Here is a 4,319-nt window from a genome sequence, read left to right as displayed (position 1 = left end):
AGTGGCCATCCTGTCAATGCACCATGGCTGCGGTGACCATGCACCATTTCAGCGGTCTGGGTGCACCATTCGTGCGGTCTAAAGGCACCGTTTCAGGCGGCGTATTCATTTGGCGCCGAGTGCATCAGATCCCCCTCTTGGGTTACTGCCCGATGCACAAGATCCCACTTGTTACTGTGCCCATCGAATTTGCGAGGTTGTCTGAGGTTTTCCTGCCGCTCATATCAATTCACTGCCAGGATACCGTAGAAGGAAGCACTGAGCCGTGGATGGAGCCGCTGACGGATATGCTGACGGCACTGCTATGCGGAGACTATGCTCCAACGGCTGGATACAACAATTTGCATACCGCTTTGATCAACGCAGGATATGGGGTGGACAAGATCAGCAAGTATCAAACCCTGAGCGTTGAAAAAATCCAGCAAACAGCAAGAGAATATTACGGTACGCAAATCTATGAGCAGTACTTTGGCGGCTTGTCCGCCGCCGTACTATCACGGCTTACAAATTGGAAGCTATCATCACCAGATAGGTATGCACTGCTCGCCGTGATGGTTGGCCTGGATGCTGACACTCTATTTGGACCGGCGCTTGATGCCACAGATCCACTGTTGGAGAGGCTCTTGTCCTACAAGGAGGCAGGTGTGGTATACGGTAAAAGCGATTTGGCTGCAAAGATGGGCATACAGCCCGGGCAGCTGGACTCCCTTGCTCAGAAGTACAATGTACAGCCCTTTTGGCGGCAGATCCGGCAGGAGCGCTGTAAATGTATCCGGTTGTTACTAACAAATAGCGAGTACGAGGCCATATCACAAGCGGCAAAAGAAAATGGCAACACACAGCTCGCTGTGTTTGTACGTTCAATTATCTTAGATATTTTGAAAAACAAGGAGAGATGACCCATGAACAGATACCGGAAAATCTTGAAAGAAGTTCTGGAAAAAGAAGGTGAAGATCGTGAGCGTAAGATTGAATACCTGATGCCCAGGCTGTGCGGGTTGGTCGATGATGCCCCGTATATCTCCGCGCTGGACAACGGCGTAGCTGCATTGACGGCACTGTACATCCTGTGTACCAGTCACAATATCAATACCGTTGATCATTACCAGGACATCAAGACCCGCTTGATGCGTCTGATTGATCATCTGCAGGATAATATGCTGCAAAAATTCCCGTCTCAAGAACCAATGGAAGGGAACTAAGTATGGACAAGTATCGCAAGATTTTGCAGGCAGTGAGAGAAAAAAGCGAGAAAAAAGATCAGCTGAAAACGGCAGAGGTCATCGCAGAAACCATTTGCTTATCCATCGATGAGAGTCCGTACATGATTGCCATGGAGGATGGGGCGGCAGCGATTGTAGCTATGTATACCCTATGCGTAGATGATGGACTCAACACTGTAGCGGAATATCTTGAACTCAAGGATCGCCTTGATGGACTCCTGGGCGACATGCACGACAAGATGCGGGAGATATACCCGGTACCTGCGCAGAGGGATCCAGGGGACAAGTCCATGCCGTGCATTGGCGCCGATGCGGTCCAGGAGGAGTGTATATGATATGGATGGATAGTTACGCCAAGATCCACGCACTTACTTTCAGCTGGATTTCCTGCGAGGATGACCTGACCGATTGGACGGATGAGGTCCTGTGGCCTCTTGTATCCCACGCTGATATCGGTTCCATGCTGTGGGCTCTATCTGCGTTTGTGGCGATTACCTCCAGGCCACCCCCTGCTGGTGTTAACCCTTGTGTCTACCGGCTGGCGTGCAGGATAATTAGAGACAAGATCGAGCAGGCAATTGAGGCAAAGCTCAAAGTGGCAGAGAGCTGTCCGTAAAACAAATGTTTGCCGTTACACGTTGAGGGACCCCTTTTGGGGGCTCGAAGGAGGCAAAAACAGGTGGAATCTGTAATGAAAACGGCGGAGGGGATTATCGTTACACATGGCTATGCTCGATGCAGCACCAATGAGACTCGACAAGATATCGACCGTCAGGTGAGGGAACTCAAGGCAGCCGGTGCAACCAAGATATGGATGGAGTATGAGCACGGGGATGCACCGACCAAAGAGCAACAGGATATGATGTGGGATACAGTCCGCCCAGGAGACACGGTGATAATCACAGAGCCATCCCGCCTGTCTCGCTCAGTGCAGCAGTTTTGCCAGATCGTAGATGTTATCAAGCTCAAACGTATCCGACTACAAATCCTTGGGAGTATCACCATTGATTGCCGCAAGGATGATCCGGATCCGATGACCGTGGCTTTTTTACAGTTAATTGCGGTTTTCTCGGAGCTTGAGCTGAGCATGATCCGGGCCCGGGTACGCTCCGGCGTGGCCAATGCCAGGGCCAAAGGCAAACAACTGGGCCGCCCTACCATCACAGCAGAGCGCATCCCAGATAGTTTTTACCGCTATTTTGCGAAATATCAAATTGGAGAAATAAATGTGAGTGAACTGGCCAGGTTGGCACAGGTAAGCCGCCCCACAGTCTACCGATACCTGTCAGCCATCCAGGCCAGCAAATAAAGGAAGGAAACTAATATGACACAGTGCTATCGTTATGCTATGGACACCTATGAGCAGATGACCGAGGATGAAAAAGCTAAAATCTCCCTGGAGCTGCTGTACAATGCCATCTGCTATTATCATGGCGATGCAGAAGAAATCGTGCAAAAGCTGTTGCGTATGAATCAGGCAACTCTCAGCAAATTTGGGGCTACGTTGGCTAAGACGAGGCAAAAAGTCAAGCAGATGCATAAGGCCACGTTGGCTGCAATGCCTGCTTCCGGACGGTCAATCTTTGCCTCACATGAAGTTGAGGACATTATCTTCTATCGGGTGTCCAATGGTTTGGAGATTAAATAAAGATTTGAGTAAAACTAAGAAAGAAGGATTGCAATGAAAAAAGATAACATGATCAGCGTGGAAGAGGCAGAAATTATGGCGGAAATCGAAAATGCCAATCTGGATATGCCCAAGATTAAATGCAGTATCTGCAGCAGGGAGACACCGGCCCATGAGGTATACGCATTGCCCGAGGTATGGCGTCATGCACGGCAGATGGCGTTGTACATGCTGGGTAAGGCTCCCAAGCCTACGCCGGTGGACGAGCAGGCGCTGGTTAGCAAATATGGGTATACGATCCATGATGTGTTTTGCACCGACTGCTGGCTGGATCTCATCCTGGATGGTGGCCAAAGGGAGAGCCAATAATATCTTATATCTTATATACGAAGAAATGTGTTGGGATTAAGACATTATAACAATGGACTCTGTTTTCCCCCTTGTCTACTGGCCCGATGCTGGGAGGCATATACCATCCGGCATCGGGCAGGTGCCCGGGAGTATATATGTGTGGGTGCGCAAAGATAGCTTGACAATGGATTTTTCTTTGTATATAAGATAAGTAGTAAGGAAGATAATCCATGGAAAACGACACGGAACTGATTACAATTACAATTGATGCTGACCTTAAAGCAAAAGTAGAAAAGATAATCCGGCCTATGGGCATCACCCAGGAGCAATTGATTGTTGGATTTTACCATTGGTGTGTGAATGAGTCGGAAGAAGCAATTGCCTATTTAAAAAAGCAAAGGAAGAGCAGAGTAAAGCACTCCATCATGATTGATTAACCTGGGAATATAATAATTCGGGCCCGCCTTAGATGGCGGGCCCGATATTTTTTCTGTACACACAGTACTAATGAAGATTTTTTCAAAGCATATAATATATACAGGAGCAGCGATCTATCCCCTATGTAACAATGCATCAGTTGCGACGACACTGTGTCGTGAGCACTGTGTGTAATTATAAAGGCATGAGGGAGAGCTGCTGGTCCTACGCGCCAATCAAATTTTGGCTACATGCATATATTAGCAATAGTCCTATGGCTATATGACAACAAGACTTCACCGCATATCGTTGCGCTCAAAAAACTTAAAACTAAATTTTTGAGTTTATTAAGAGATACATTTTAACTATTTCTGCATGGGATTGCAATTTAATTGCAATAAATGGTCTAATTGTTGTATACAACATTGATTTTTGTGAAATGGGATATAAATTTGCCGCATAATATATATACAGACAACGCCTCGCGGCGCATGGGAGCCAGGGACACCCGGTTGGAGTAAACCCATCATTCCAGCCGGACTACCTCCATAGCGAGCAGGCTGCATATAGGATCTGCCGGCGTCTGCCGGCAGCGTGGGTCGATGCGTGTACCAGCCCACGATATCAATAACTGGACCAGGTGTGACAGAGCCGCTGCAATAAGTCTGTTCGGGGGAATGCGTGGGCATGGTAATCTAAAA

Annotated in this window: 8 protein-coding genes; all 8 read left to right on the top strand. The window is 48.2% G+C overall.

Annotation, left to right across the window (positions count from 1 at the left end; genetic code table 11):
- Positions 1-899: hypothetical protein (locus H6B51_RS16485; RefSeq protein ID WP_204884691.1), on the top strand; the 899-nt coding region annotated here is incomplete at its 5' end.
- A 3-nt stretch (positions 900-902) separates the two neighbouring features.
- Positions 903-1,202 carry a hypothetical protein gene (locus H6B51_RS16480; RefSeq protein ID WP_204884690.1) on the top strand — a complete coding sequence of 100 codons (300 nt, stop codon included), beginning with the start codon at positions 903-905 and terminating at the stop codon, positions 1,200-1,202.
- A 2-nt stretch (positions 1,203-1,204) separates the two neighbouring features.
- Positions 1,205-1,558, top strand: coding sequence for a hypothetical protein (locus tag H6B51_RS16475; RefSeq protein ID WP_204884689.1), 354 nt, complete (start codon positions 1,205-1,207; stop codon positions 1,556-1,558).
- A complete protein-coding gene (locus H6B51_RS16470) occupies positions 1,555-1,839 on the top strand; it encodes a hypothetical protein (RefSeq protein WP_204884688.1) in 285 nt (94 codons plus the stop codon). The genes H6B51_RS16475 and H6B51_RS16470 overlap by 4 nt, the downstream gene beginning before the upstream one ends.
- Positions 1,840-1,914: 75 nt before the next feature.
- Positions 1,915-2,532 carry a recombinase family protein gene (locus H6B51_RS16465; RefSeq protein WP_207753957.1) on the top strand — a complete coding sequence of 206 codons (618 nt, stop codon included), beginning with the start codon at positions 1,915-1,917 and terminating at the stop codon, positions 2,530-2,532.
- Positions 2,533-2,547: 15 nt separating this feature from the next.
- The gene (locus H6B51_RS16460; RefSeq protein ID WP_204884686.1) at positions 2,548-2,871 is read left to right on the top strand and encodes a UpxZ family transcription anti-terminator antagonist; all 324 of its coding nucleotides are present in this window, start codon (positions 2,548-2,550) and stop codon (positions 2,869-2,871) included.
- Between the two features lie 33 nt (positions 2,872-2,904).
- Positions 2,905-3,219 (top strand): hypothetical protein, encoded by a 315-nt coding sequence (locus H6B51_RS16455; protein WP_204884685.1) that lies wholly within the window; start codon positions 2,905-2,907, stop codon positions 3,217-3,219.
- Between the two features lie 212 nt (positions 3,220-3,431).
- Positions 3,432-3,638 (top strand): hypothetical protein, encoded by a 207-nt coding sequence (locus H6B51_RS16450; RefSeq protein ID WP_204884684.1) that lies wholly within the window; start codon positions 3,432-3,434, stop codon positions 3,636-3,638.
- Positions 3,639-4,319 lie beyond the last annotated feature (681 nt).

The organism is Pseudoflavonifractor phocaeensis (assembly GCF_016901955.1).
Lineage (GTDB): Bacteria > Bacillota > Clostridia > Oscillospirales > Oscillospiraceae > Flavonifractor > Flavonifractor phocaeensis_A.
Note: the sequence above shows the minus strand (reverse complement) of the source record. Positions and strands in the feature narration are given on the sequence as shown.

Bases quoted from the DNA above. Each gene is read 5' to 3' on its own strand.
- H6B51_RS16460 (WP_204884686.1), top strand. From the start codon at position 2,548: ATGACACAGTGCTATCGTTATGCTATGGACACCTATGAGCAGATGACC.
- H6B51_RS16455 (WP_204884685.1), top strand. From the start codon at position 2,905: ATGAAAAAAGATAACATGATCAGCGTGGAAGAGGCAGAAATTATGGCG.
- H6B51_RS16470 (WP_204884688.1), top strand. From the start codon at position 1,555: ATGATATGGATGGATAGTTACGCCAAGATCCACGCACTTACTTTCAGC.
- H6B51_RS16480 (WP_204884690.1), top strand. From the start codon at position 903: ATGAACAGATACCGGAAAATCTTGAAAGAAGTTCTGGAAAAAGAAGGT.
- H6B51_RS16465 (WP_207753957.1), top strand. From the start codon at position 1,915: ATGAAAACGGCGGAGGGGATTATCGTTACACATGGCTATGCTCGATGC.
- H6B51_RS16450 (WP_204884684.1), top strand. From the start codon at position 3,432: ATGGAAAACGACACGGAACTGATTACAATTACAATTGATGCTGACCTT.
- H6B51_RS16475 (WP_204884689.1), top strand. From the start codon at position 1,205: ATGGACAAGTATCGCAAGATTTTGCAGGCAGTGAGAGAAAAAAGCGAG.